Source organism: Clostridium sp. NSJ-49, assembly GCF_014287725.1.
Classification (GTDB): Bacteria; Bacillota; Clostridia; order Clostridiales; family Clostridiaceae; genus Clostridium; species Clostridium disporicum_B.
Map to the genome: position 1 here is coordinate 26302 of NZ_JACOOP010000007.1, position 26583 is coordinate 52884.

At 28.0% G+C, this 26583-nt stretch carries 27 protein-coding genes and 1 riboswitch; of the genes, 26 read left to right on the forward strand and 1 reads right to left on the reverse strand.

Annotated features, from left to right (window positions below; genetic code table 11):
• Positions 1-78: 78 nt before the first annotated feature.
• The 3 genes from H8S10_RS03770 (at position 79) to H8S10_RS03780 (ending at position 2367) form a co-directional block, all read left to right on the forward strand.
• Complete coding sequence (locus H8S10_RS03770; RefSeq protein WP_186837960.1) at positions 79-714, forward strand: pentapeptide repeat-containing protein; 636 nt, start codon at positions 79-81, stop codon at positions 712-714.
• Between the two features lie 223 nt (positions 715-937).
• The gene (locus tag H8S10_RS03775) at positions 938-1246 is read left to right on the forward strand and encodes a PTS sugar transporter subunit IIB (RefSeq protein ID WP_055263987.1); all 309 of its coding nucleotides are present in this window, start codon (positions 938-940) and stop codon (positions 1244-1246) included.
• 149 nt (positions 1247-1395) lie between these two features.
• Positions 1396-2367, forward strand: a complete 972-nt coding sequence (locus H8S10_RS03780; RefSeq protein WP_055263988.1) for an HD domain-containing protein — start codon at positions 1396-1398, stop codon at positions 2365-2367.
• 39 nt (positions 2368-2406) lie between these two features.
• On the opposite strand, the gene H8S10_RS03785 is transcribed toward H8S10_RS03780, so the two are convergent.
• The gene (locus H8S10_RS03785; RefSeq protein ID WP_186837961.1) at positions 2407-3153 is read right to left on the reverse strand and encodes a GNAT family N-acetyltransferase; all 747 of its coding nucleotides are present in this window, start codon (positions 3151-3153) and stop codon (positions 2407-2409) included.
• Positions 3154-3327: 174 nt separating this feature from the next.
• Between H8S10_RS03785 and H8S10_RS03790 the strand changes: the two genes are divergently transcribed.
• The 23 genes from H8S10_RS03790 (at position 3328) to pepT (ending at position 26529) form a co-directional block, all read left to right on the forward strand.
• Positions 3328-4098, forward strand: coding sequence for a class I SAM-dependent methyltransferase (locus H8S10_RS03790; protein WP_242855861.1), 771 nt, complete (start codon positions 3328-3330; stop codon positions 4096-4098).
• 274 nt (positions 4099-4372) lie between these two features.
• Positions 4373-5680, forward strand: a complete 1308-nt coding sequence (locus H8S10_RS03795; protein ID WP_186837962.1) for a PTS sugar transporter subunit IIC — start codon at positions 4373-4375, stop codon at positions 5678-5680.
• A 21-nt stretch (positions 5681-5701) separates the two neighbouring features.
• Positions 5702-6457, forward strand: a complete 756-nt coding sequence (locus H8S10_RS03800) for a MurR/RpiR family transcriptional regulator (RefSeq protein WP_186837963.1) — start codon at positions 5702-5704, stop codon at positions 6455-6457.
• Between the two features lie 2 nt (positions 6458-6459).
• A complete protein-coding gene (locus tag H8S10_RS03805) occupies positions 6460-7635 on the forward strand; it encodes an aminotransferase class I/II-fold pyridoxal phosphate-dependent enzyme (RefSeq protein WP_186837964.1) in 1176 nt (391 codons plus the stop codon).
• 14 nt (positions 7636-7649) lie between these two features.
• Complete coding sequence (locus H8S10_RS03810; protein ID WP_055263995.1) at positions 7650-8030, forward strand: RidA family protein; 381 nt, start codon at positions 7650-7652, stop codon at positions 8028-8030.
• A gap of 227 nt (positions 8031-8257) precedes the next feature.
• The gene (locus H8S10_RS03815) at positions 8258-9439 is read left to right on the forward strand and encodes a cyclopropane-fatty-acyl-phospholipid synthase family protein (protein ID WP_186837965.1); all 1182 of its coding nucleotides are present in this window, start codon (positions 8258-8260) and stop codon (positions 9437-9439) included.
• 94 nt (positions 9440-9533) lie between these two features.
• The gene (locus H8S10_RS03820) at positions 9534-9917 is read left to right on the forward strand and encodes a VOC family protein (protein ID WP_055263998.1); all 384 of its coding nucleotides are present in this window, start codon (positions 9534-9536) and stop codon (positions 9915-9917) included.
• Positions 9918-10042: 125 nt separating this feature from the next.
• Positions 10043-11335 (forward strand): MFS transporter, encoded by a 1293-nt coding sequence (locus tag H8S10_RS03825; protein ID WP_186837966.1) that lies wholly within the window; start codon positions 10043-10045, stop codon positions 11333-11335.
• A gap of 354 nt (positions 11336-11689) precedes the next feature.
• Positions 11690-12193, forward strand: coding sequence for a molybdopterin-guanine dinucleotide biosynthesis protein B (mobB, locus tag H8S10_RS03830; RefSeq protein ID WP_055264000.1), 504 nt, complete (start codon positions 11690-11692; stop codon positions 12191-12193).
• Positions 12191-12328, forward strand: a riboswitch (molybdenum cofactor riboswitch). (Overlaps the previous gene by 3 nt.)
• A 167-nt stretch (positions 12329-12495) precedes the next feature.
• A complete protein-coding gene (gene glp, locus H8S10_RS03835; RefSeq protein WP_055264002.1) occupies positions 12496-13701 on the forward strand; it encodes a gephyrin-like molybdotransferase Glp in 1206 nt (401 codons plus the stop codon).
• Positions 13702-13714: 13 nt separating this feature from the next.
• Positions 13715-14290 (forward strand): molybdenum cofactor guanylyltransferase, encoded by a 576-nt coding sequence (locus H8S10_RS03840; RefSeq protein ID WP_055264004.1) that lies wholly within the window; start codon positions 13715-13717, stop codon positions 14288-14290.
• Positions 14291-14782 (forward strand): MogA/MoaB family molybdenum cofactor biosynthesis protein, encoded by a 492-nt coding sequence (locus H8S10_RS03845; protein WP_055264006.1) that lies wholly within the window; start codon positions 14291-14293, stop codon positions 14780-14782.
• 202 nt (positions 14783-14984) lie between these two features.
• A complete protein-coding gene (locus tag H8S10_RS03850; protein ID WP_186837967.1) occupies positions 14985-16001 on the forward strand; it encodes a molybdopterin-binding protein in 1017 nt (338 codons plus the stop codon).
• 13 nt (positions 16002-16014) lie between these two features.
• Positions 16015-16497, forward strand: a complete 483-nt coding sequence (gene moaC, locus H8S10_RS03855) for a cyclic pyranopterin monophosphate synthase MoaC (RefSeq protein WP_055264010.1) — start codon at positions 16015-16017, stop codon at positions 16495-16497.
• Between the two features lie 14 nt (positions 16498-16511).
• Positions 16512-17483 (forward strand): GTP 3',8-cyclase MoaA, encoded by a 972-nt coding sequence (gene moaA / locus H8S10_RS03860; RefSeq protein WP_186837968.1) that lies wholly within the window; start codon positions 16512-16514, stop codon positions 17481-17483.
• 4 nt (positions 17484-17487) lie between these two features.
• The gene (locus tag H8S10_RS03865; protein ID WP_055264014.1) at positions 17488-17943 is read left to right on the forward strand and encodes an MOSC domain-containing protein; all 456 of its coding nucleotides are present in this window, start codon (positions 17488-17490) and stop codon (positions 17941-17943) included.
• A gap of 158 nt (positions 17944-18101) precedes the next feature.
• A complete protein-coding gene (locus tag H8S10_RS03870) occupies positions 18102-19913 on the forward strand; it encodes a WG repeat-containing protein (protein ID WP_347707664.1) in 1812 nt (603 codons plus the stop codon).
• A gap of 112 nt (positions 19914-20025) precedes the next feature.
• On the forward strand, positions 20026-21054 hold the full coding sequence (locus tag H8S10_RS03875) for an FUSC family protein (protein ID WP_186837969.1): 1029 nt from the start codon (positions 20026-20028) through the stop codon (positions 21052-21054).
• Positions 21055-21158: 104 nt separating this feature from the next.
• The gene (locus tag H8S10_RS03880) at positions 21159-22187 is read left to right on the forward strand and encodes an FUSC family protein (RefSeq protein WP_207731832.1); all 1029 of its coding nucleotides are present in this window, start codon (positions 21159-21161) and stop codon (positions 22185-22187) included.
• Positions 22188-22378: 191 nt separating this feature from the next.
• Positions 22379-23734 (forward strand): MATE family efflux transporter, encoded by a 1356-nt coding sequence (locus H8S10_RS03885; RefSeq protein ID WP_186837970.1) that lies wholly within the window; start codon positions 22379-22381, stop codon positions 23732-23734.
• 88 nt (positions 23735-23822) lie between these two features.
• Complete coding sequence (locus H8S10_RS03890) at positions 23823-24398, forward strand: hypothetical protein (RefSeq protein ID WP_055264020.1); 576 nt, start codon at positions 23823-23825, stop codon at positions 24396-24398.
• A 128-nt stretch (positions 24399-24526) separates the two neighbouring features.
• Positions 24527-25072 (forward strand): hypothetical protein, encoded by a 546-nt coding sequence (locus H8S10_RS03895; RefSeq protein ID WP_055264022.1) that lies wholly within the window; start codon positions 24527-24529, stop codon positions 25070-25072.
• A 239-nt stretch (positions 25073-25311) separates the two neighbouring features.
• Positions 25312-26529: a peptidase T gene (gene pepT, locus H8S10_RS03900; protein WP_186837971.1), complete on the forward strand. Its 1218-nt coding sequence runs from the start codon at positions 25312-25314 to the stop codon at positions 26527-26529.
• Positions 26530-26583 lie beyond the last annotated feature (54 nt).

The window sequence follows — 26583 nt, forward strand, 5'->3', positions numbered from 1 at the left end:
TATAGTATTATATATACTATCGGATATGGAGGAAGCAATATATACACGTATCCAAATTTCTTAATAAGGAGAAAATAGATGGCTAGAAATAATAGTGTTAAGGGAAATTTTCATTATAATAAAGTTGAAAAGATGAATAAAAATTTTATGTATAATAACTTAGCTAGAAGTAATTGTTATGCTAGTAGCTTTGCAGGTTCAAATTTTAATTTTGTAAGTTTTAGAGGAGCTCACTTTAAGTCTTGTGATTTTTATGGATGTACTTTTAAAGGAGCAGAATTTATAGGAACTAATCTTAAAAATAGTAAGTTTAGACATGCAAAATTTGAAAATACTATTTTTGAAGAAGTAAATTTAGATAATGTAGACTTTAGAGATGCAGAATTTAAAGATGTTATATTTGTTGGGTGTGATTTAAGTAAATGTACTAATATGGGAATTGATGCATTAAATATTACTATATTTGATGAGATACCTGAATTAAATATAAGTGAAGAATTAGAAGCTGCTATAAATAAGGCTATGACAAATAAATATATTAAAGCATCTAGAGTGTTAGATACTAAGGAAGGTAAGATAAATCCGGTAAAGATTTATTTGCTTGAAAAACAATTTACTGAGGAAGAATTAATAAAAGGATTTAATGATATGATAGAAGAAATAGATAGAGAGTTTCATACATTAAGCTATTTATTAAGATTTTTTAGAGGATAATACAAAGTATTAAAATATAAAATGATGAGTTGCTGTAGATTTTTACCATATAAAAAACTACAGCTTTTTTTATAAAAAATAATATAGAGTTTATTATTGTAATATATATATAGTAAACAGACTTTGATTTAATATAACTACATTGACAAGTAAAAGGTATAAATGTAAAATATAAACAGGAAACGATTTCAGGAATTTCTTGAGACGATGGGGGATAGGATTTATGAAAAAAATATTATTAGTATGCGAAGCAGGAATGTCAACAAGTATCTTACTTAGTAAAATGAGAGAATACGTTAAAGTGAAAAAGGTTGATATCGATATTAAAGCTTTACCGATAACAGAGTGTGAAGAGGTAATAAATGATGTTGACATAGTTTTACTATCACCACAAGTTAGATTTCAAATGCCACAAGTTAATGCATTAGTTAATGGAAGAGTTCCAGTAAAAGTAATAGATGTAATACTATATGGAATGATGAACGAAAAAGCTATATTAGATCAAGTACTAAACTTATTAGACAAAAAATAGAATATATGAATTTATTAAAACATTTGCTGGTATTAGCAAATGTTTTTCTATTAGTGGAATAAAATAGTAAATATAATTTGTGTAAATGTTTGTAATGATTTGGTTAAAATGATAAGATAAAAGCCTAATTCTTATGAGGAGGATAGCTTATGAAAATAAAGGACGATATATATGGTGACTTTGAAATAGAAGGTGTTTTAGAAGAGTTAATAAATACTAAAGAATTTCAAAGATTAAAAAATATTCATCAAGGTGGTGCAAGCTATCTTGTAAATCCAAATTGGAATGTTACTAGATATGAGCATTCAGTAGGAACGATGCTACTTATTAAGAAGATGAATGGAACTATAGAAGAACAAATTGCTGGATTATTACATGATATTTCACATACTGCATTTTCTCATGTGGTTGATTTTGCATTAAATAAAAGTAATGAAGATTATCATGAAGAGATTTATGAAAAAATAATAGAAAATTCAGGTATACCTGAAATCCTTATAAAACATGGGTATGATTATAAGGATATACTATATAATGAAAAGAAATGGACTATATTAGAAAGATCAGCTCCAGATTTATGTGCAGATAGAATAGATTATACTTTAAGAGATATGTACTCTTATGGATATATTTCATTAGTTGCAATAAAAAATTTCTTAGAAAGTTTACAGGTTATAGATGGAGAAATAATTATTACTACTATAAATGCAGCAGAATGGTTCGTAAATACTTATTATAAGGAGGTAATAGGATTTTTCTTAAATCCATTAAATATATATGCTTATAATAGATTATCAAATGCTTTAAAAGTAGCTTTAGATAATGATATTATAACTTTAGAAGATTTACTTCAGGATGATAATTATGTTTTAAATATATTAAAAAATTCTAAAAATCAAGAAATAAGAAGTTTGATTCAATCATTAAATTATAATGTAGATGTTATTGAGAATAAAGAAGAGTATGATATACATCAGGTTAATAAGTTAAGAATTATTGACCCTACAGTTATAATAGATGGAGTTATAAGTAAATCCTCTGAAAAGTCACCGTTAATTAAAATATTAACCCAGCAAGCATTACAAAAATCAAGAGAAGGTGTATTTGTAAAGTTTAATTAAAGTGCGAAAAATTTTCGCACTTTTTTAATTACTATCTTATTATAGGGCTTTTGTATAAAGTTCTTCCCAAACAGGAAAGAATCCAGAATTAATAGCCACATTTTGAGAGATAAAGTGAGTTTCTACAGTTCCGTAGAAAGGAACTTTACCTCTATTTAATACTTCATTTTTTAATAAGGTTACAAGAGTAGTAGCAATCCCTTTTCCTCTATATTCAGGAAAAACGTCAATTCCGATTTGCCACATAGTATCACTATCTGCACTAGCTCCAGCCATTCCTAACATAGTATCTCCATCAAAAGCTGCCACTGCAAGAATATCAGGGTGATTTTTATCAAAAGCAAAGGCTTCACCAAATCTATCATCATTTGTAAATTGATTAATCTCTTCTTTTTCATACCATTTTATAGAGAAGGGAATTTCAATTTTTTCATTCATTGTTTTAGGAAGGTAATAATGATGTATATCAGCAATTTCGTGGCCAAATTCTCTAAGTTTAGTATCTATAGCTTTTAATTTTGGGTATTCAGAAAGCCAGGCAGCATCTATAGTTAAAAGATTTTCTTTACACCAAGGAATAATTTTAGGATCAGCTGAAATAAAAGCTTTACCATTAAAGCATAGTATTTTTAAAAAGCATCCATCATTGTCATATATTCTTCTACCAGAAATAAGACTATTTTCAGTAATTATATTAGTATCTTTAGTAATATCATAATCTTTAAAATTATAGTCTAATGCAAATTGGGCTTTAGCAATTTGTAAAATTTCATTTTTAGTAAGCATATAATCAACATCCTTTATTGGTATTTATTAATCTATAAACTAATTCTAACACAATTAAATGTAATATATTACAAAAAATGGTTGAAAGTTAACAAGGTTTATGTATAATAGAAATAATACAAACTTAGATATTAATTTTGCATGAGAATTATTAAGTAATAGGGGTGAAGGGGTATGATGAAATTAGATGAGATTTATGAGTATTTCAATGAGGAAAAAAGATTGAATACTTCAAATGCAAGTAGTATAGAATTTATAACTACTACAAACTTTATAGACAAGTATTTAAAAGAAGATTCAAAAATATTAGATATAGGAGCTGCTACTGGAGCTTATAGTTTGCACTATGCATCAAAGGGATATGATGTTACGTCTGTTGAACCAGTAAAGAGAAATATTGATATATTAAAATCAAATGTTACTGGAGATATGAATATAAAAGTTCATCAAGGAAATGCATTGGATTTATCATATCTTGAGGATAATAGTTTTGATATAGTTTTATGCTTTGGACCTTTATATCATTTAAAGAGTGATGAAGATAAATTAACAGCTATTAAAGAAAGTAAAAGGGTATGTAAGAAAGATGGTAAAATATTATTTGCTTATCTTTCAAATGATATGGTCTTTGTTACTGAAACTTTTATTTATAATACTAAAAATCACTTATTAGGTGATGAGTATGATAAGGAAAGTTTTAAATTAATAGATGAAACTCCATTTTGTTTTATGACAGTAGGAAAAATGGATGAATTAATGAGAAAGAGCAACTTAAATAAAGTTACACAGTTTGCAGCTGATGGGCTAGCTGAACTTATGGCTGATAAGATTAATGAATTTAGTGAAGCTGAGTTTAATGAATGGATGAGATTTCATCTTTATACTTGTGAAAAGACAGAGTTATTAGGATATAGTAATCATATTGTCTTTGTTGCAAGTAAATAAAATCAAAAATTTATTATAAAATAAATGAATATTTAAGTTAATATACATACTCTGAAATTGATTTCTTTAATGAAAAAATTAATTTCAGAGTATTTTATTATTAAAATAATTATTTTAATAATAAAAGAATAACAAATAGATAAATTAGAATTAAGATAGTGATAAAAAATCCAAAAAAAGCATGGAAAATTTTCCGAGAGTAGGAATTCAAATCTGGAATAAAATCCGTATAATAAAACTTGAAAACGTTATTAAAAATGAGGGGGAAATAAAAATGAACTTTATTTCAAGATTTATTGAAGAAAAAATGGTTCCAGTAGTATCTAGATTTGCTAATCTAAGATATATGAGAGCTCTTAAATCAGGGTTTATGGTTATAATGCCATTAACAATTATTGCATCAGTATTTTTATTAATAACAGACTTCCCTATAAATGGTTATCCAGAATTTATGGCAAGAATATTTGGTGAAGGTTGGGATAGTTTCCTTTCACCTGCATATAGAGCTACATTTGACATAATGGGGATTATGTTAGCTGGAACAATAGCTTACAAATTATCAGAAGATGATAAGATGGATCCGCTACCAGTTATGATTATTTCTATAGTAGCTTACGTAATAGTTACACCTAAATTTGCTACTGCTGAATCAGGAGAAGTAATAAATAAAGTACTTCCAATGGCATGGCTTGGAACAAAAGGTGTTATAACAGCAATTATAATGAGTATAACTTCAACAGAGCTTTATAGATTTGTAGTTAAAAAGAACTTAGTAATTAAATTACCAGAAAATGTACCACCAATGGTATATAAATCATTCGTATCATTAATACCAGGAGTAATAGTTGTTGCATATGCATTACTAATAAACGGAATATTCTTAAGCATGGGAACTTCAATGCATGAATTCATATATGACATATTACAAGTTCCACTTCAAGGATTAACAGCATCTCCAGCTGCTATAACAGTAGTTGCAGGGTTAAATGGATTCTTATGGTGGTTTGGTATTCACCCAACAGTTGTTAACTCAATTGTAAACCCATTATTAAATGCAAACTCAGTAGAAAACTTAGAGTTATTTAAACAAGGTGCTTTAACATTAGAAAATGCAAATATCGGAACAATTCAAATGATTGACCAATTTGCAACTATAGGTGGAGCAGGTATGACTGTGGGACTAGTTTTAGCTATGGTAGTTGTTGCTAGATCTGAAAGAATGAAAATGATGAGAAACTTAAGTACAGTTCCAGCATTATTCAATATAAATGAACCAATAATATTTGGTTTACCAGTAATACTTAACCCATTAATGTTAATTCCATTAACATTAGCACCAATAGTTTCAGTTCTTATTGCAATATTTGCTATGAAGATAGGATTCTTAAGTCCATTTAACGGTGTAGTAGCTCCATGGCCAACACCACCAATATTCAGTGGATTCTTAGTAAGTGGATGGCAAGGTGCATTAGTACAAGTAGTTGCCATAGCAGCAGCATTTGCAATATACTACCCATTTGTGTTAGCTTTAGATAAGCAATATAGAGCTGAAGAATTAACTGAGGAGTTAATAGAAGCTTAGAATTTAAAGTGAGGTGCACATATGAAAATACACAGAAGAATTTCAGAGAACTCAAAGTATTTAACTAAATTAGAAAAAGAGTTATTACAATTATTATTGGAGAATAGCGCGCTATTTAAATATGATAATTTTACAATAGCTAATATTTCAGAAAAATTTTCTATTAGTAATACAACTGTGCACCGACTTTCTAAAAAGTTAGGGTATAAAAGTTTTATACAATTTAAAGATGATTATTTTCAAAGAGATAAATTAGAAAAAGAAAACAAACCCAATATAGATGATACCGATTTTGTAAATCTAATGTTAGATACATATAAGTTAGTTAAGCAATCTGATATCGATGAAATAGTTGAAAAGATGATGAAATGCAAAAGAATAACTATATATGGAATGGGTATGAGCAATTATTTAGGTAAGATATTTCAAATAAAATTACAGCTATTAGGAATACCTGCTGAGCAACATGATGATTCAAGATTTATGAGATTATCTAGTAGAATATTAAATAAAGATGAAGATTTAGTATTTATGTTATCAAGAAGTGGGGAAACACCAGAACTACTAGAGGTATTAGTTGAAACTAACCTTAGAGGGGTTGACGTAGTACTTATAACAGAGTCTAGAAATTCTACCTTTGAAAAGTTATGTAAGTATAAGGTTTATACAGCGTATACTCAGGATTCAGATAGTAATATAGATACTCGATTAAACTTTCATATTGCAATGGATTATATAATAAAGAAATTTATTGAGAAATATGAAGAAAAGAGGTAGCAATGTATAATTTCGAAGACATATTACAAAGAAGAAATAATGGGTCTAAGAAGTGGAATGAAGAGTATATTGAAAAAAGATTCAAAGTAAAAGACGCAGCAAATTATTATCCACTATTCATTGCTGACATGGATTTTAAATTACCTAAAGAGGTAATAGAGCCTCTTATGGAATTTATAGCTTTAGGTGATTTTGGGTACTTTGATATAAAAGAAGAATTTTATAGTAGTATATTAAAATGGTATAAAGATAGATATAGATCAGAAATTAAACGTGAATGGATTGTTCCTTCAATAGGAGCATTATCTACTATGAATGTTATGGTAGATAAGTTGTTTAAAAAAGGTGACAATATACTTGTATTCACTCCAGCTTATGGACCATTTAAAGATGTTGTATCGAATAATGGTATGAATTTAGTTTCTTATAAAATGAAATTAAATAATAATAAATATACTTTAGATTTTAAAGAAGTAAAAGCTTTAGTGGAAAAAGAAGATATTAAGGGGTTAATAATCTGTAATCCACATAACCCATCAGGAAGATGTTGGAGCAAAGAAGAGATAAACGAGATTATTAATATTTGCATGGAAAAAAACATAATTATTATAAGTGATGAAGTTCATGGAGATTTAGATTTAGGAAATAATTTCAATACTTTTAGTGATTATTTAAACCAATATAAAAATATAATAGTTTTATCATCACCGAATAAAACATTTAATATAGCAGGTTTGGAAATCTCAACATTCTTATGTAGTAATGAAGAGATGAGAATTGATTTAGCAAATGAGTTAAGCAAAAGAAAGCTTCATCCAAATAGAGTTGGAACTAGAGCTTTAACCTTATGCTATGAAAATGGCTCACCTTGGGTTGATGAACTTATAATGAACATAAAAGAAAATTTAGATTTAACTGTGGACATGCTTAATGTAGAAGGAATCAGTACTATGGTTCCAGATGCAGGTTATTTATTATGGGTAAAGTTCGATAATATTTCAGATATTGATGATTTCATAATTAAGCTTGCGCAAGAAAAGAAAGTATTGCTTGAAACAGGAAGTAGGTTTATTAAAGATCATGAAGGATATTTAAGAATAAATGTAGCTACAAGTAAAGCAATATTAAAAGAAGCAATTCCAATGATAGTAGAATTCTACAAAGAATATATAAAGTAGTTAGGAGAATAGAAATGAAAAGAGAAGTAATTAATTCAGTTAAGGCTCCAGATGCAATAGGACCTTATTCACATTGTAATAAAGTAGGTAATTTCATATTTACCTCAGGACAATTACCATTGGATAAAGAAACTAAAGAATTAAAAACAGATATTAAAGAAGCTACAAGACAAAGCTTAGAAAATGTTAAGAGTATTTTAGAAGAGGCTGGGTCATCTATTAGAAATGTTGTTAAAGCAACAGTATTTGTAAAAGATTTAACTCAGTTTGCTGAATTAAATGAAGTATACAATGAGTATTTTGGAGAAAATCCTCCAGCAAGAAGTTGTGTTCAAGTTGCTAAACTACCTATGGATGCAGTAGTAGAAATAGAAGTTATAGCAATAGCAGAATAATATTAGATTTCGAAAGTAAATAACACTTTTAATAGGAGAACTATAATGAATTGTATGTGCAGCAATTTAATATAGTTCTCTATTTCTATTTGTTTAATTATAGTTATGTATTACTTTAGAGTAAAGTAATCTACATTTTACATAAATACTAATAAAAAATCCACTTATGGTTAAATTTATAAAATTATGTTCATACTACAAGATATATAAAGGAGGAGAAGTGAAGTATGAACGTAGAAAAGACTTTTCTTAAAACATTTTTGAAAAACTTTGAAGGAGAAGCATTTGCAGTAGATTTTTGGGATGGAGAAGAGGTTGTATTAGGTAATGGGGAACCATTATTTAGGGTACATATAAAAAAGCCATTGAATAAAAAGGATTTATTAAGTAGTACATCATTAGCTTTTGGTGAAGCATATATGAATGGTGATGTAGAATTTGAAGGAGATTTATTCTTAGCGCTAAATACAGTGTTAAAGTACATGAATAAATTTAATAGTGACCATAAGGCATTACCAGAAATATTTCATAAAATAACTAATAAATCAAAGCAGAAAGAAGAAGTTTCATCTCATTATGATATAGGAAATGATTTTTATAGCTTGTGGTTAGACGAAACTATGAGTTATTCTTGTGGATATTTTAAAAATGAAAATGATACATTGTATCAAGCTCAAATGAACAAAATTCATCATATATTAAAGAAGTTAAATTTAAAAGAAGGTCAAAGTCTTTTAGATATAGGTTGTGGATGGGGAATGTTACTTATTGAAGCAGCTAAAAAATACAAGATAAAAGGATTAGGAATAACATTAAGCCAAGAACAATTTAATAAGTTTAGTGAAAGAATAAAGGAAGAAAATTTAGAAGATTATTTAGAAGTAAAACTAATGGATTATAGAGATTTAAAGAAATCAAAATTATCATTTGATAGAGTTGTAAGTGTAGGAATGATAGAACATGTAGGAAGACCTAATTACGACTTATTTTTTGAAAATGTAAATGCAGTTTTAAAAGAAGGAGGAGTATTCTTATTACATTATATAAGTGGAATAAAAGAATCTGAAGGAGATGCATGGATTAAAAAGTACATATTCCCAGGTGGGGTTATACCATCATTAAGAGAGATAATAAATATTTCAGGAGATTACAATTATCATGTTATAGATGTAGAAAGCTTGAGGTTACATTATACTAAGACCTTATTAGAATGGTATAAAAACTTTAATAATAATATAGATAAAGTTAGAGAGATGTTTGATGAAAAGTTTATTAGAATGTGGAGTATGTATCTATGCTCTTGCGCTGCTACATTCAATAATGGAATAATAGATTTACATCAAATTCTATTTACTAAAGGAATAGATAATGATTTACCACTTACAAGAGACTATTTATATAAAGAGTAGTATTTTAATATTTTTATAAAGGGAAATTTCTTGTTAGTGGGTATTTCTTACTGTATATTAGTATTATAAAAATATTAATATAGGAGATGATTTTATGGCAGTTAAAATGTTACATACATGTATAAGAGTTATGGATTTAGAAAAATCTCTAAAGTTTTATAGAGAGGCATTAGGTCTTGTTGAAACTAGAAGAAAAGATTTTCCAGAGCATAAGTTTACTTTAGTGTATCTTTCTAATGAAATTGGAGGATATGAGATTGAATTAACTTATAATTATAATCCAGAAAAGCCTTATGAATTAGGAAATGGATTTAGTCATATAGCAGTTGGTGTTGATGATTTAGAGGGTGAAAGAGAGAAACACAAAACTTTAGGGTATGAAGTTACTCCATTAAAGGGACTTCCAGGGCAAAAGCCAGGATACTATTTTGTAACAGATCCAGATGGCTATAAAGTTGAAGTTATAAGAAATAAATAGTTAGATTAATAGAGATGTAGAGATACATCTCTATTTTTTTAGAAAATTTTAGTTTACATAAAAACTATAATATAAGCTTAACCTAAATAGAGATATATTGAAAAATTAGGTTAAGAGGTGAGGTTGTGGAGAGATTTAAAACTATTAAAACTTATGCTAGCTTTTCAAGAAATGTACAAATAATTGTAATAAGTGAATTGATATTAGCTGCGGCTTTTGGTATATATGGATTTTTACAAATACTTTATTTAAATGAAATTAATATACCCTCTGATAAAATTGGACTCATCTTTTCTTTAGGTTCATTATTTTCAATGGTAGGTTTCTTTGTAGGACCATTTATACATATGTTTGGAAGAAAAAATATTTTAGCTTTAGGATGTTTATTAAGTTCTATAGGAATAGGGGCATATGCTGTATTTACTAGCTATATATTACTTTTACTATCACAAATCTTAACTAATATAGGGCTTTGTTTTATACAAGTTACAGAATTGCAACTACTTTATTCATATACAACACCAGACAAAGAATGTTGTGCATATAGTTATAAATCCTCTGTTAATTTTATTGCTTCAACTTTAGGAACTTTATTGGCAGGGAATATAGATAGATTATCTATATTTAGTATTATAGGATATAGAAAATTATTTTACTTATCAGCAGGTATGACTTTAGTAGCTTTTGTTATGAGGTTATTTTTATTACCTAGGGATGAGAAAAGAAAGCTTGATGAAGGGAAAATTAAGGAATCTATTGGAGATACATTTAAGTTACTTAGAGGTCATAAAAATATAAGGTTTTTTGCAATTTTTTTATTTATTATTGCTATAGGTGGAAGTGCTGCTTGGCCATATAATAATTTAATTATGAAAAATTACTTTGGTTTAAGTAACACAACAATGTCCATAGTTAGCTTCATAATAACAACGGTGGTAATGATGGGCGTTCTAGCTATGCCAACAATAATAGGTAAGATTGGAATAAAAAGATTTGAGTTGATATCACTAATATGCTTGGCAGCAACAATGTTTTTTTTAACATTAAAATTAAATACTATTCCCTTTGTAACTATATTAATATTTAGATGTATTTTTGCAACTTTAGTTGGTTCATCTTTAGATAGCTCAATGATGAGCTATATTGAAATAGAGAATAGAGATGTATTTGCAGGAGTAAAATTATTGGTGAATGGAGTAGCTTCTGCAATAGGTAACTTTACTGGAGGATTTATAATTGAAAATATAAATTTTAGAGGAATATATATTTATGGTTTTTCAGTATTGATTATAGTAATTTTAATGTTTTATTTGAAAATTTCTAAGATTTTTGGAGATAGAGCAATAATATTAGAAAGATATAAAAGAAATTGTACATGTAAACTAAGGCATAGATATGTTGAGAGAAGAAGGTATTAAATAAAATAAGAATCACTTTGATAAAAGTTTGTCTTCGTAAAAAGATGAAAGATACTAATGATATAAAAAATATTGAATATGGCAATGTGATTAAGTGGTTTAAGAGATTTATTATTTCACTAGTTAATTTTATTAGAGGTAGAAAACTTAAAAGATTAGAGAAATCATAACAATAAATATAAAATTAAGGTAAAAATAGAATGTTGATATAATAAGATTTATATAATAGAATTAAAGTATATAAATCTTAAATTCTATTTATATAGGATTTAAGATTTATACTTATAGGAGTATATGCGATTTTGTCAATTAAACTTACTCCTAATGAATCAAAAATTAAAGGGTGACATATAAATGGCAAAGGTAGTCAATGTTATAGGAAAAGGCTCAAATGTTGGTAAGACTATTCTTATGGAAGGACTTATTAATGAATTGAAGAATAGAGGGCTAACTGTATCAACAATAAAACATGATGTTCATGGATTCGATATAGATAAAAAAGGAAAAGATACATACAGACATAGACAGGCTGGAGCAGAAACAGTAGTTATTTCATCTAAAAATAGATTTGCGATGATTAGAGAATTAGAACAAGAAATTAATTTAGATGATATAATTAAAATGGTAAGTGACAAGGATGTAGTACTTGTTGAAGGATATAAAAAAAGTGATTTAAGAAAAATAGAAGTTTATAGAGAGGGAGTTAGTGAAGAGATATTAACTCCTAAAGAAAAATTAATTGCTATTGCTAGTAATGAACATATTAAGTATAGTGATGTACCTATAGTTAAAAAGGATGATTATAAAGTATTAGCAGATTTAGTCCAAAAAGAAAAAGAGTTTAAATTTGAAAAATAGTTTTGTGTTTTCTAGTGTGTAAAAGTCTAAGGAATTTTCTATGACTTTTACGCCTGAATGTTTATCATTCACAGGGCAGTAATTGAAAAGTTATTGTCTCCACGTATTTTGGGAAGGAAAATAAGTAGATTTAATATAGAAATGTATTAAGCTTGTTACTTATACCCAAAATAAGGGTAAAGTAGCAAGCTTTTTAAGTTCAAATTTATGAGTTAGTACTTTGAAGTTATACTGTAGAGGCACTCCTACAAATACATGTGAGTAGTGAGTTCCATTAATTATTTGAGTATGAGGTGCAAGTTATGAAATCTTTTATTAGTTTAGAAGAAGCCATAGAGATTTTAAGTGAAAATGTTAGATTTATTGGAATTGAAGAAGTGTCATTACTTTCTGGAATAGGTAGAATTTTAAGTGAAGATATCTTTTCAAAGATAGATAATCCTCCATTTAACAAATCAGCTATGGATGGATATGCAGTGATTTCTATTGATACAGAGGAAGGAAAAAAATCCTTAAAGGTTATAGACCAAGTTTTTGCAGGTGATGTTTGCAAAAGTGAAGTAAAGCAAGGAACAGCAATTAAAATAATGACTGGAGCTCCTATACCAATTGGAGCTAATGCTGTAATAAAACAAGAAGATGTAACTTTTAAGGATGGTTTTATAGAGGTAAATAAGGTATTAAAAGCTGAAGAAAATATTTGTTTAAAAGGTGAGGATATAAAAGAGGGAACCCTTTTGGTGAAGAAAGGTAAAAAATTAGATTATGCAGACATAGGAATATTAGCTAGTTCTGGAATAAGAACTGTTAATGTTTATAAAAAGCCAAGAGTAGCTTTTATAAGTACAGGAGACGAAGTATTAGATTTAGATGAAGCATTAATAGGAGGAAAGATATATAATAGCAACAAGTATACAATATTAGGAAGATTAGCTGAGTTAGGTTATGAAGTAACCTATGTGGATCATGAAAATGATAGCTTTATTGGGATTGGAAATAAAATTAAGGAAGCTTCAAGAGTAGCAGATTTTATTATAACTACAGGTGGGGCATCTGTAGGAGAAAAGGACTTAATAAAAGAAGTAATAGATTATATTAATGGTGAAAAATTATTTTGGAAAATTAATATTAAACCAGGATCAGCTATGCTTTGTAGCAAATATGATGAAAAAATTATAGTAAGCCTTTCAGGAAATCCAACAGCTGCATTAACTACTTTTGAACTTATTGCTAAAACAACACTAGAAAAGCTAAGTGGAAAAGAACATATAGAAATAAGTAGAGAAAAAGCTATTTTAACTAATGAATTTAAAAAGAAGAGTCCGAATAGAAGGTTTTTAAGAGGAACAGTAACTTCTGATGTTAATGGTCAAAAAGTAGAAATAACACAAGTTAAAAGTGGAAATGGAATTCTTAGCTCTACATTAAATTCTAATTGTTTAATAGAGCTGGAAGCTGGTAATGAAGGCGTTAATAAAGGAGATATAGTTACTATTATTAAATTTTAAGAGGTGAGTTGCTTTGATAAATAAAACACTAGCTATTTTGGCAGGTGGAAAAAGTAGTAGGATGAATTATAATAATAAAGCTTTTTTAAGTTTTAAGGAAAAAACTTTTATTGAGCATATTATTAATGCAGGAAAAAACTTCAAGGAAGTTATTATTGTAGCTAATGATAAAGAAGTTTATGAAAGGTTTAATTTAAGAGTTGTAGAAGATATATATAAGGGAAATGGTCCCCTATCAGGAATACATTCAGCATTGAAAAGTTCTACTACTGATTGTGTTTTATGTGTAGCTTGTGATATGCCTCTTGTAAGTAGTGAGTTATTAGATTTCTTAGGGAATTATAATGAAAATTATGATGTATTAGTGCCTAAATATAAGGATAGATTACAGCCACTTTGTTCAATATATTCTAAAAATATATTAGGTAAAATTGAAGAGAGTTTAATAAAAAACGAAAATAAACTACAAAGATTTATAATGTCTTCAAATTATAAAGTAATCGAAAAACTAGGCAATAGAAAATTTGAAGAGGAAGATTTTTTAAATGTAAACACACCAATAGAATTTAATGAATTGGAGGAAAGATAAATGTATACTGTAGGAATCGTTACGAGTAGTGATAAAGGATATGCTGGAGAAAGAGAAGATAAGAGCGGAGCAGTTATAAAAGAAATAGTAGAAGCTAAAGGTTTTGAAGTTGTAAGATATGTAGTATTGCCAGATGAAAAAGAAATGTTAGCGGAGGAGTTTAAACATATGGCAGATGACTTAGGTGTTAATCTTGTTTTAAGCACAGGTGGAACTGGGTTTTCAGTAAGAGATATAACTCCAGAAGCTACAAAGATGGTTATTGAAAGAGAAACTCCAGGAATATGTGAAGCTATAAGATATTTTAGCTTACAGATAACTAAGAGAGCAATGCTTTCAAGAGCAGTTTCAGGAATAAGAAAAAATACACTTATAGTAAATCTTCCAGGAAGTCCAAAGGCTTGCAAAGAAGCGTTAGATTTTGTATTAGATGATATAAAACATGGAATTGACATATTATTAGGTTCAGCAAGCGAGTGTGCTAGAAAGTAGTTTAGTCACTTGTGGTAAAGTGAAAAGTTTGCTTGCGCAAAGGGGAAAAGTCACTGCGTGAGGAGAAAAGATTGATTTCGTCAATGGAGAAAATATTTGCTGACGCAAATGTCCCAAAGTGCTTATGGCAGAAGGAGAGTTTGATTATTAGAATATTAAAAAGTATGAATAGATAATTAATATAGGAATGGAGTAGTTAGCTATGAAAATGATAAGAGTTGAGGATGCAATCGGGTGTATTTTATCTCATGATGTTACTCAAATAATACCTGGTGAGTTTAAGGGAAGAGTATTTAAAAAGGGACATATTATTAAAGAGGAGGATATACAAAAATTCCTTGAGATAGGTAAAGAGCATATTTATGTATGGGAGCCTAAGGAAGGTGAACTTCATGAAAATGATGCAGCTATAAGAATTTCAAACCTTGTTGTGGGTGAAGGTGTTGCTAAATCAGAAGAAATAAAAGAAGGAAAAGTTGATTTCTTTGCTGATAGAGATGGTGTTTTAAGAATTGATAAAGAAAAGTTATTTACTATTAATTCAATAGGAGAAATTATAGTATCAACACTGCATAATAATACTCCTATAAAAAAAGGTGAAAAGATAGGTGCTACTAGAGTTATTCCTTTAATCATAGATGAAAAGCCAATATTAAAAGCTGAAGAGTTAGTTAATGATAAAGTAATTTGGGTTGATGAAATAAAGCCTAAAAGATGTCTTTTGATAACTACAGGTAATGAAGTTTATAAGGGAAGAATTAAAGATGCATTCTTACCAGTTATAAAAGCTAAGCTTGGATATTACGGAAGTGAAGTTGTAAGACAAGTAATTTTACCGGATGAAAAAGAAAGAATAATTGAAGAAATTCAAAAAGGATTAGAAGAAAAAGTTGATATGATAATTTGTACTGGAGGAATGTCTGTTGACCCAGATGATGTTACTCCAACAGCGATAAAAGAAAGTGGTGGAGAACTTGTAACATATGGTTCACCAGTATTACCAGGTGCAATGTTCTTACTTGCTTACCATAATGATACACCAATACTTGGAGTTCCAAGTTGTGCTATGTATTCAAAGAGAACAGTACTTGACCTAGTATTACCAAGAGTTTTAGCAGATGAAAGATTAAGTTTTGAAGATATAGCTCATTATGGACATGGTGGATTATGTTTAGATTGCGATGTATGTACATTCCCACATTGCTCATTTGGGAAATAAAAGGAGAAAAGATATGAATAACGGATTAACTCATTTTGATAATAGTGGAAATGCAAGAATGGTTGATGTTTCTGAAAAGATAGAAACTGCAAGATGTGCAGTAGCTGTATCTAAGATAAAGGTAAGTAAAGAAACATTAGATCTTATAGAGGCTGGAAAAATAGGAAAAGGAGATGTGCTTGGAGTTGCTAGAGTAGCAGGAATAATGGCTAGTAAGCAAACTTCTAACTTAATTCCTATGTGTCATCCTTTAATGATATCTAGCGTTAATGTTGACTTTGATATAAATAAAGAAGAAAGTGCTATAGATATAACAGCAACAGTAAAAATAGTTGATAAAACAGGTGTTGAGATGGAAGCTTTAACAGCAGCAACAGTTGCAGCCTTAACTATTTATGATATGTGCAAAGCTGTAGATAAGAGAATGGTAATCGAGGGAACTCATCTGTTAAAGAAAACAGGAGGGAAAAGTGGTGAATTCAATTTCTTTGAATAGCCACATAATTAGAGATGAAGGATAAATTTAAAAGAGAAATTGATTACTTGCGATTATCTGTAACTGATAATTGTAATTTAAGATGTATATATTGCATGGATGAAAAAGAAAATAATTTTTTAAAAACATCTGAGAAGTTAAGTGATGAAGAAATATTAAGAGTAGTTAAATCTTGTGCTGAAGTTGGTATAAAGAAAATAAGAATAACAGGGGGAGAACCTCTAGTTAGACCTAATATAACTAAACTTATAGATAGTATAAATAATATTGAAGGTATAGAAGAAATTTATATTACTACTAATGGAATACTTTTAGCTGATAAGGTTGAGGCTTTAGCTAAAAGTGGTGTTAAGGGAGTAAATATAAGTCTGGATTCTTTGAAGGAAGATAGATTTAAGAGTTTAACAAGAAGAGGTGAACTTTCAAAAGTTTTAGAAGCTATTGATAAGTGCATAGAGTTTGGAATAAAAGTAAAGCTTAATACAGTTATGGTTAATGATATAAACCATGATGAGATTAAGGACTTTATAAATCTTACAATAAATAAGCCTATAGATGTTAGATTTATTGAACTTATGCCAATAGGTGTAGGAAAGGTTTATAAAGGAGTTAGTAATCAAGAAATAAGAGATATTATAAAGGATAACTTTGCTAATGCAGTTGAGATAGGAAAAGAAAAAAGTAGCGGGCCAGCTAAATATATAAAGATAGATGGCGCTTTAGGTAAGGTTGGATTTATAAGTGCTATGAGTAATTGCTTCTGTGAAGAATGTAATAGAGTTAGAATTACACCAGAAGGATTTTTAAAGCAATGTTTACACTTTGATTATGGAGTAAGCTTAAGAGACCTTATTAGAGAAGGTATATCCAACGAAGAATTAAAGAAAAAGATTGAAGAGACTATTTATAACAAACCAGAGAAACATTTATTTAATCAAAATAAAGAGCATGAAGAAATAAGATTTATGAATCAAATTGGAGGATAATATTATGTGTAAGGTAATAGCTGTATGTACGAGTGAGAAAAAAGGGACTGCTAAGCAAATGGTAGATGAAGCGAATCTTATTGAAGAATTCGGAATTGAAGGAGATGCTCATGCTGGAAAATGGCACAGACAAGTAAGCCTTTTAGGATTAGAAAAGATAGATGAGTTTAACTCTAAAGGTGGAGGAGTAAACTTTGGTGATTTTGGTGAAAATCTAGTTATATCAGGGATAGAACTTACTAAAATGCCTATAGGACAAAGATTTAAAGTTGGAGAAACTATTTTAGAACTTACTCAAATAGGAAAGCAATGCCATGATAAATGTGAAATATTCTATAGAGTTGGGCAGTGTATAATGCCTACTAATGGAGTATTTACAAGAGTTATAAAAGGCGGGAAAGTAAGAGTTGGAGACGAAGTTATTCTTCTAGAAAGTGAAAGAAAAACTTTAAGTTTATAATAAGAAAAAATGGTAGTATCAAAAGTAGTTTGATACTACCATTTTTGATTTTAAGAAAATATATATTTGGACAAAAATCAACGAGAGTAATAGTTTATTTATTTAATGGCTTTTCATATAATGTAATATTAATTATTTGATATATAAGGAGAGAGTTTGTGGGTTCCAGCGATAGATATAGATTAGAAAAAATCTCAAAGAAAAAAAGAATTAAAGCTAAAAAGAGAAGATGTTCAAAGCAGTTATATCCAGCATTGAAAAATACTAAAAATGGTGCAATATATGGATATATAAATAATAAGGGAGAATATGTAATAGAGCCAAAATTTGAAGGAGCTTATGACTTTAATGAAAATTGTGTAGCAATAGTAATTAAGGATAATAAGTATGGAGTAATTGATTTATTAGGAGAATATAAGATTTATACAATATATGATAGTATAAGCAATTTTAGAGAAAGTAGAGCAGTTTATAGTAAAGATGGCAGCATGGGAATAATTGATGAAGATGGAAATGTAATAACTAAGAAAGAATATGGGATAGTTGGAGAATTTCATGACCATAGAGCTGTAGTTGGAGATAGTAAATCAGGAAATTATAAATATGGATATATAGATAGAGAAGGAAAAGAATTAATACATCTTAAGTTTGAAAGAGCTGATGATTTTAAAGATGATATTGCGTTGGTAAAGGTAAAAGATAACGAGTATAGCTTGATTGATAAAGAAGGAAAAGTTTTAAATAGTTATAAGCATTATTTAGTATCTCAATATGGAGATGGACTTATGATGTTTTCTGAAAAGATAGATGGACCATATGGATATATAGACATAGAAGGAAATGAGATAATTACGCCTAGATTTACATCTACTAGTGAGTTTGTTGATGGAATTGCTATAGTATCAGTTGAAGAAAATTATAATGGACCTTATGGAGTTATAAATAAAAAAGGAGAATATGTTTTAACTCCTATATTTAGTGAAATTAGATATTTAGGAGAAAATAGATTGGCATTGGGTATGCCTATAGGAAAACCATTAGGAGATGATAAATTTATAGCACCTAGTATATTTGCTATAGGTGATACAAATGGAAATATTTTAACTCAATTTAAATATTATGCTGTAGGTAATTATGATAAAGGAGTAACTTACGCTTCTAATAATACCTCTACTTTTTTTATGGATAAGAATGGGAAGGTTATTAATACATTACCAAAGGTAAAGGGAAGTGGAGAGCTAATGATTAAAGATGATATAATATATGCCAATATAGACTATTCACCATATTATTTAACTAGATCAGGTAAGCTTATATATAAGCCAAATGATGAGATTATACTTGATTATGTATATTCTGTAATTAAAGAAAAGTATAAGCCGAACTTTAGCTTTTTAATTTATATTCCACAAATTAAAGGTATTAAAAATAGAAAAGTAGAGAAGAAAGTAAATAGCAAATTAAAAACATTATCCTATTTCAAACCATTTGCAGAAGATCAAATAAGTCATAGTATAAATGAAAATGATGTATTAGACTATAGTTATTATGGGACATTTGAAGTAACTTTCTTTAAGAAGAATATACTTATATTAAGTTTAACTGGATATTATTATCCTTTAGGTGCTGCTCATGGATTATCATCTAAAATAACACCTGTAATAAATCTTGATACAGGAGAGTTTTATAGCTTAGAAGATTTGTTTAATCCAAATTCAGATTGGAAGAATAGATTGGATTCAATTATACAAAGGATGATAGATAAAGAGCCGCAATATGAGTATGTATATAAAGATGGATTTAAGGGAATAGATGAAGGACAAAATTTTTACATTGATGATAATAACTTGTATATTTATTTCCAACCTTATGATATAGGACCATATGCAGCCGGATTTATTATATTTAAAATACCATTTAGTTTAATACAGGATATTATGGTAAATAAAAATATTGACATAAATAAATGATAGGAGTATACTCCTCAAAGGAGATTGCTTTAAGAGCAATCTCTTTCTATAAAAAAATGAAAATTACATAGATTAATACTAAGAATAAAACTAATTAAGGGAGAAAGTAAAAATGGATAAAGCTAGTTTAAAAAAGAATATTATTTCAAAGACAGTATTATTTTTGATAATTATGATTTTGGTAGTAATGTTTAATTTATTATTTGGAGAAGATAATACGCTAGTTGGAGTTACTACAGTAATAACAATACTTATGTTGTTAGGAAAGGACTTAACTCAAAATCCAGTAAAGAATTTCTTAATACTTTTAGGAATTAACTTAGCACTTGGAATAAGTTCATTTATAGCAGCAAATAATGTATGGGTAGGAATAATTATAGATTTTTCAGTTGTATCATTAATAGGATATTATTTTAGTTATGCTATGACTAAAGGGCTTATATTACCCTATGGATTACAATATTTATTTATGTTGAATAGCCCTGTAGATGGACATATTTTTGTAAAAAGAATTTATGCATTAATTTTTGGCGCTATAATTATTATGATAAGCCAATTTATAGTAAATGTTAAGAAAAATAATGTATTTAAAAAAGAGAATTCAATAATAGGTTTTAATAAAGATGAAATTGATAGCGTTTATAAAGAATACGCACTATTTGGTAGGAAGGTAAAAATACATACAATAAGGGCTTCTTATGCTATAAGAGTTGGACTTTTAACAGCTATAACTTCTTTTATAGCATTGTATTTTAAGTTACCAGAAGGACGTTGGATGATATACACAATATTCTCATTAACTGAGTTATACTCAGAGAACTGTAAAATTAGAGCTTGGAAAAGGTTGCAAGGAACTATTATAGGTTCTGCTGTAGTTATAGTAGCTTTTATGTTTATAAAAAATCCTGCATTAAGAGGATTGATAATACTTATAGCAGGATATTTAAGCTCATTTGCTTCAGATTATAGAGATGTAATGATATTAGCAACAATATCAGCAATTACGCCACTTGCAATTACTAATGGATCAGTATATATTGCATTAAAAAGAATAATGTATGTAATAATAGGTACTATTTTAGCATTATTAGCTAATAGATTTATATTAAGAAAATCTCAAAAAGAACATGGTTTACAATAAAATATTTTAAAATAGAATTACTTTTTAGTAATTCTATTTTTTTTATAAAAAAGAAAATAATACATATACTAAAAAAATAGAACAGTATAGAAGGAGATGAAATTATGGATAAATCAGAAGTGAAAAAGAATATTATTGCAAAAACGATATTATTTGTTTGTATTATGGTATTTATAGCAATATTTACTTTAATATTTGGGCAAGAAAATGTGCCCGTAGGTATATGTACTGTAATAATATTACTTATGTTATTAGGAAAGAATTTGACACAAAAGCCATTAAAAAATTTTCTTATACTATTAGGAATTAATCTTGCTATTGGTTTTGGAACATATATTGCAGCTAATAATGTATGGATAGGAATCTTTATAGATTTCTTTACTTTGTCTTTAATAGGATATTATTTTAGTTATGCAATGACAAAAGGCCTAATACTTCCATATGGTCTACAATATCTATTTTTATTAAATAGTCCAGTGCATGGAGAAGTCTTTGTTAAAAGAATTTTAGCATTAGTGGCTGGGGCAGTTATCATAATGATTAGTCAATTTATTGTTAATGCTAAAAAAGAAAATGCATTTAAAAAAGAAAACTCTATAATAGGTTTTAATGAAAATGAAAGTAATAAGGTATATAAGGAGGTAAACATATTTGGTAGGAAGGTAAAAATACATACAATAAGGGCTTCTTATGCAATAAGAGTTGGAATACTTGTGGCTTTAGCATCATTTATACAACAATACTTTAAGTTAGCAGAAGGAAGATGGATGGTGTACACTATATTTTCTTTGACTGAGCTTTATTCAGAAAACTGTAAGATAAAAGCTTGGAAGAGATTACAAGGAACTATTATTGGGTCCATAATTTTATTAATATTGTTTATGTTTATTAAAAATAATATTTTAAGAGGATTAATAATATTAATAGCAGGTTATTTAAATTCCTTTGCAGAAGATTACAGAGATATGGTGGTATTGGTAACTATATCTGCAGTTGCACCACTTGCAATTAGTAATGGGTCCATATATGCAGTAGTTGAGAGAATAATGTATGTTATAATAGGAATAATATTATCATTAATAGCAAATGCTCTAATACTAAGAAAATCAAAAAAAGATATTGAGACACAATAAAATAAGTAAGATACTAAAAAGAATTACAATAAAATATATTACTACAAAAATACTGATATAAATAATAATTTGTATCAGTATTTTTTTATAAAGATATATGGAATAAAAAATAAAATTTTAATATTATTGGTAAAAGTGGTAAAATAGCTTATAGTTAGATTAATTAAAAATTAAAGGAGAAATAAAAAAATATGTACGATATAAGTGAAGCTAAAGTAAGTATTTTTTCAAATAGTAATTTGAAAAAATTAATAATTCCTTTGGTAATTGAACAAATACTAGCTGTTACAGTGGGGTTAATTGATACAGTTATGGTTTCAAATGTAGGAGAATATGCTGTTTCTGCTGTTTCATTAGTTGATACAATAAATATTTTATTAATAAATATTTTTGCTGCCTTAGGTACAGGAGGAGCTGTTGTAGCAGCTCAATTAATAGGTAGAGGATCAAAAGAGAAGGCTAGAACTTCAGCAAAACAACTAATTTTAATAACTACTATTTTATCAGTAGCTATTATGATAATTTGTTTAATACTTAATGAAGCATTATTAAGATTAATTTTTGGAAGTGTTGATTCAAAGGTAATGTACAATGCTAAAATTTACTTTTTCTATTCTGCTATTTCATATCCGTTTATAGCACTATATAATTCAGGAGCTGCTCTATTTAGGGCTATTGGCAATTCAAAAATTTCAATGATAAATTCATTAATTATGAATGTCATTAACATAATACTAAATTCTATATTTATTTTCGGATTAAAGCTTGGAGTTTTAGGAGCAGTTTTAGCTACATTAATAGCTAGAGTTATTGCTTGTATTATAATTCTTTATATGTTAACCAAAAAGAAAAATGATTTATATATAGATAATTATTTAAATATAAAATGGAACTTAAAATATATTAAAAAGATTCTTGCAATAGGAATTCCTTCAGGATTAGAAAATGGGATGTTTCAGTTAGGAAAGATTTTAGTACAAAGTTTAATTGCTACATTTGGCACATATTCTATTGCGGCTAATGCAGTTGCAAATAATATTGCACAAATGATGATAATACCAGGTAGTGCAATTGGACTAGCTATGATAACAGTAGTAGGTCAATGTATAGGGGCTAATGATTATGAAGAATCCGTATATAATACTAAAAAACTTATGAAGATAACTTTTATTTCTATGGCTATATTAAGTTTATTTTTAGGATTAATTTCACCTAAGATATTATGGATATATTCTCTCTCTCCTCAAACTACTACCTTGGCATTAAAATGTATTTGGGTACATGCAATAGTAGGAATGGTTATATGGCCGATATCTTTTACGTTACCTAATGCTCTACGTGCAGCTAATGATGCAAGATTTACAATGCTTGTTTCAATTTTTTCAATGTGGATATTTAGATATTTCTTAAGCTTCTTACTTGCTAGGGATTTAGGATTAGGACTTGTTGGAGTATGGTTAGCTATGACTGTTGATTGGGTTGTTAGGTCTATATTGTTTATTTATAGGTATAGAAGTGGAAAGTGGAAATATAAGAAGTTAGTATAATTAATGAAGGCATAGTGTTATTATATTTACAATAAAGGTATAATACTATATAATAATCATTATTATTTATAGAACGGAGAGAACAATTATGGGTAAGAAAATAGAGCTAGTTTATGAAGATAAAAAATACATAGTTTCAATAGATGGGTCAGAGGTAGAAAAACTAGAAGATGTAGATAAGGCTTTTGAAAGATTTAAACAAGTTATAAAAAATAATGATAGCAATAATGATAAGTCATGGTTATATATTGAGGAGACAATAAAATCATTTGAAAATGAAAATGTAGAAATTAATGGACAATTTAAGACAGTAACTATTGGGCCTTTAAAATATTTCTATAATACTGGTAAGGTGTTTTATATATCAGAAAGTGATATGACTCAATTAATTGGAGGATATGGATTAATTAAGTTTATATTAGAAACTCCTGGATTACAAGAGAAAGAAAACATTGAAAGCTTCTTAGAATTATGTAAAGTTGCAGTTGAAAATGGAGCTAATTATAGATTAAGTGGTGGAAGTATAACAATAATTAGTGCAGTATTAAATTATGGATCTGTAGAATTTAACTTTAACTACAATAAAATAAATAAAGGTATAGCAATTGAAGACGGAAGTTTTGAAGAATTTAAAAAATATGTTTTAGAAACTATTAATAAATAGGGTATTATGAGCCTCTGAGATATAAAAGTATGATATCTCAGAGGCTATTTTTATATATAATTTTATGATGTACAAAAGTAAATAATAAAGAGTAATATATAATAATAATACTTATTGAGTGAGAAGATATGGACTATTATAAGATGTTCGATGATTTTATGAAGAATTGTGGATATGATTTTAGTGAATATAGAGATGATAATTCAAGTGATAACGAAGAAGCGCCACCAGGAGTGGCAGATGAAGAGTGTAGATGTGGAGATAGTGATATTCCAGGTGGTTTTCAAGATTTAAATCCGATGCTATTTATAATAATTGCACAAATAATAGGGGATATTACGGCTAGTAGAATTCCATTTAATGTACAAAATGCTCTAGGAAACTGGCTTCAATTAATAGGTCAAGCTATATTAACTTATAATGCACAACAACAATATTTTCAAGGTGGACCAGGAAGATACTATAATCCTATATATAGAAATGCTTCTAATCCTTTTTGTGAAAATACAGTAGATGAAAGTGGTGCTAATACAGTAGGAACATCTAGCAGGTCATCTGGAAAGAGTAGTACTACAACCTCTAATGATAGTAATAATAAAGAATTGCAAAAGAGAGTGGAATCTCTAGAGAATGAAATAGAAAAACTTAAAAGAAAGCTAGATAACATTAAATGAAATTATTTATGCTATAGAAAGACTTCTAGTGTTTTTATAGCATAATATATTTTTTTATATAAAAAATAAAATTAAGAAAACATTTATATCATATTAAATAAGGTCTATAATATAAGTATACTTAAGAAAACTTACTACTTGTATACATTCGTAGGAGTATACTTAAAGTGTAAGTTTAAATCAGAGATTAAGATTTTCAGTTATAGTTTTACTAAGACGTTACAGAATGGAGGATTAATATGAAAAAGGTAGATGAAAGATTTTTAGAATATGTTAAAGTAGATACAAAAAGTGATACTACAACAGGAACAACTCCAAGTACAAAAGGACAGCTTGTTTTAGCGGATATATTAGCTAAAGAGTTAAAAGAAATGGGGTTAAATGATGTAACTATAAGTGAATATGGATATGTATATGCAACATTAGAAAAAAACTGTAACAAAGAAATTCCAACTATAGGATTTATAGCTCATATGGATACAGCACCAGATTATAGTGGAAAAGATGTAAACCCTCAAATAGTTAAAAATTATGATGGTGGAGATATAAAATTAAATGAAGATACTATTTTATCACCAAAGTTTTCACCAGAACTTAAAAATTATATAGGGAAAACATTGATAACTACAGATGGAAATACTCTTTTAGGTGCTGATGATAAAGCTGGTATAGCTGAAATAATGACAGCTGTAGAATATTTAATTAATCATCCAGAAATAGAGCATGGAGATATTAAAATAGGATTTACACCAGATGAAGAAATAGGAGAAGGTGCAGACCATTTTGATGTTAAATATTTTGGAGCAGATTTTGCTTACACTATTGATGGAGGAGCTATAGGAGAGTTAGAGTATGAAAACTTCAATGCAGCAGGAGTTAAGGTAACTATTAAAGGCGTTAATGTTCATCCTGGATATGCAAAGAATAAAATGGTAAATTCAATAACTATTGCAAATGAATTTGCGTCTATGCTACCTGTGGATGAAGTTCCAGAAAAGACTTCAGGATATGAAGGTTTCTATCATCTTATAGAGCTAAATGGAACAGTTGAAAATACATCAATGCAATATATAATAAGAGATTTCTTTAATGATACTTTTGTTAAAAGACAAGAAAGATTAAAAGAAATAGAAAAGGATTTAAATCAAAAATACGGTGAAGGAACAGTAACTGTAGATATAAAAGAACAATATAGAAACATGAAAGAAATGGTTGAGCCAGTAATACACATAGTTGGTAACGCTAAAAGAGCTATGGAAGAGGCTGACGTTACACCAGAAATTAGACCGATAAGAGGTGGAACAGATGGATCAAGACTTTCATATATGGGATTACCAACACCTAATATGTTTACTGGAGGAGAAAATTTCCACGGTAAATATGAATATATAGCTATAGAATCAATGGAAAAAGCTGTTGAAGTTATTGTAAACATAGTGAAAAATTATGCTAAGTAACACACGCTGAATTAGGTAAGTATTTAAGAAAGGACAATTAGAAATATACATTAT

Bases quoted from the DNA above. Each gene is read 5' to 3' on its own strand.
- H8S10_RS03770 (WP_186837960.1), top strand. From the start codon at position 79: ATGGCTAGAAATAATAGTGTTAAGGGAAATTTTCATTATAATAAAGTT.
- H8S10_RS03775 (WP_055263987.1), top strand. From the start codon at position 938: ATGAAAAAAATATTATTAGTATGCGAAGCAGGAATGTCAACAAGTATC.
- H8S10_RS03780 (WP_055263988.1), top strand. From the start codon at position 1,396: ATGAAAATAAAGGACGATATATATGGTGACTTTGAAATAGAAGGTGTT.
- H8S10_RS03785 (WP_186837961.1), bottom strand. From the start codon at position 3,153: ATGCTTACTAAAAATGAAATTTTACAAATTGCTAAAGCCCAATTTGCA.
- H8S10_RS03790 (WP_242855861.1), top strand. From the start codon at position 3,328: ATGATGAAATTAGATGAGATTTATGAGTATTTCAATGAGGAAAAAAGA.
- H8S10_RS03795 (WP_186837962.1), top strand. From the start codon at position 4,373: ATGAACTTTATTTCAAGATTTATTGAAGAAAAAATGGTTCCAGTAGTA.
- H8S10_RS03800 (WP_186837963.1), top strand. From the start codon at position 5,702: ATGAAAATACACAGAAGAATTTCAGAGAACTCAAAGTATTTAACTAAA.
- H8S10_RS03805 (WP_186837964.1), top strand. From the start codon at position 6,460: ATGTATAATTTCGAAGACATATTACAAAGAAGAAATAATGGGTCTAAG.
- H8S10_RS03810 (WP_055263995.1), top strand. From the start codon at position 7,650: ATGAAAAGAGAAGTAATTAATTCAGTTAAGGCTCCAGATGCAATAGGA.
- H8S10_RS03815 (WP_186837965.1), top strand. From the start codon at position 8,258: ATGAACGTAGAAAAGACTTTTCTTAAAACATTTTTGAAAAACTTTGAA.
- H8S10_RS03820 (WP_055263998.1), top strand. From the start codon at position 9,534: ATGGCAGTTAAAATGTTACATACATGTATAAGAGTTATGGATTTAGAA.
- mobB (WP_055264000.1), top strand. From the start codon at position 11,690: ATGGCAAAGGTAGTCAATGTTATAGGAAAAGGCTCAAATGTTGGTAAG.
- glp (WP_055264002.1), top strand. From the start codon at position 12,496: ATGAAATCTTTTATTAGTTTAGAAGAAGCCATAGAGATTTTAAGTGAA.
- H8S10_RS03845 (WP_055264006.1), top strand. From the start codon at position 14,291: ATGTATACTGTAGGAATCGTTACGAGTAGTGATAAAGGATATGCTGGA.
- H8S10_RS03850 (WP_186837967.1), top strand. From the start codon at position 14,985: ATGAAAATGATAAGAGTTGAGGATGCAATCGGGTGTATTTTATCTCAT.
- moaC (WP_055264010.1), top strand. From the start codon at position 16,015: ATGAATAACGGATTAACTCATTTTGATAATAGTGGAAATGCAAGAATG.
- moaA (WP_186837968.1), top strand. From the start codon at position 16,512: ATGAAGGATAAATTTAAAAGAGAAATTGATTACTTGCGATTATCTGTA.
- H8S10_RS03865 (WP_055264014.1), top strand. From the start codon at position 17,488: ATGTGTAAGGTAATAGCTGTATGTACGAGTGAGAAAAAAGGGACTGCT.
- H8S10_RS03875 (WP_186837969.1), top strand. From the start codon at position 20,026: ATGGATAAAGCTAGTTTAAAAAAGAATATTATTTCAAAGACAGTATTA.
- H8S10_RS03880 (WP_207731832.1), top strand. From the start codon at position 21,159: ATGGATAAATCAGAAGTGAAAAAGAATATTATTGCAAAAACGATATTA.
- H8S10_RS03885 (WP_186837970.1), top strand. From the start codon at position 22,379: ATGTACGATATAAGTGAAGCTAAAGTAAGTATTTTTTCAAATAGTAAT.
- H8S10_RS03890 (WP_055264020.1), top strand. From the start codon at position 23,823: ATGGGTAAGAAAATAGAGCTAGTTTATGAAGATAAAAAATACATAGTT.
- H8S10_RS03895 (WP_055264022.1), top strand. From the start codon at position 24,527: ATGGACTATTATAAGATGTTCGATGATTTTATGAAGAATTGTGGATAT.
- pepT (WP_186837971.1), top strand. From the start codon at position 25,312: ATGAAAAAGGTAGATGAAAGATTTTTAGAATATGTTAAAGTAGATACA.